Origin of the sequence: Verminephrobacter aporrectodeae subsp. tuberculatae At4 (assembly GCF_000193225.1) — a bacterium.
Classification (GTDB): Bacteria; Pseudomonadota; Gammaproteobacteria; order Burkholderiales; family Burkholderiaceae_C; genus Acidovorax; species Acidovorax aporrectodeae.
In genome coordinates this window covers 1-475 of the sequence record NZ_AFAL01000891.1, presented here as the reverse complement: position 1 = coordinate 475, position 475 = coordinate 1, and the positions used below count along the sequence as shown (strand labels likewise).

Annotated in this window: 1 protein-coding gene; it reads right to left on the bottom strand. The window is 66.1% G+C overall.

What is annotated here, in order from left to right; all coding sequences use genetic code 11:
• On the bottom strand, window positions 1-475 hold a 475-nt coding region (locus tag VTU_RS29735; protein ID WP_040893953.1), incomplete at both ends, for a hypothetical protein.

Below are 475 nucleotides of genomic sequence, written 5' to 3'. Positions count from 1 at the left end.
CGGTGGTTGTAGTGGTAGCGGGCCAGGCTTGTGCCCTGTTCGCGCACCTCGGTCAGTTTGCCCAGCGCGTCCCATTGGTATTCGCGTTGCCCGATTTGTGTGGGCTGGCCGTTGGCGTCGTAGCGCGCGAGTACGGCGGTCGTCCCTTGCGGCTGTTCTTCGCTCCAGCGGTGGCTTTGCGCGGGGTAGCGGGTTTGCTGCGTGGCTTTTTCCAGTTCGTCCTGCGTTTCTACGCCCTGCTGGCTGAGCACGCGCCGCTCGTCGGGGTCGTAGTGGTAGCGGTTGACTTGGTTTTTCTGCCCTTGTGCCTGCACTCCGGCGACCAAGCGGTTGCGCGCGTCGTAGGCGTAGCTGCTGCGCGCGGATTCTCCCGCGCGGTCCTCGCGGTGCAGCAAGTTGCCGCGCGTATCCCACAGGTAGCGTTGGTCCATTAGCGCCTGCGGGTCCGCTGCCAATCCCAGCGCGCCGGGCAGGG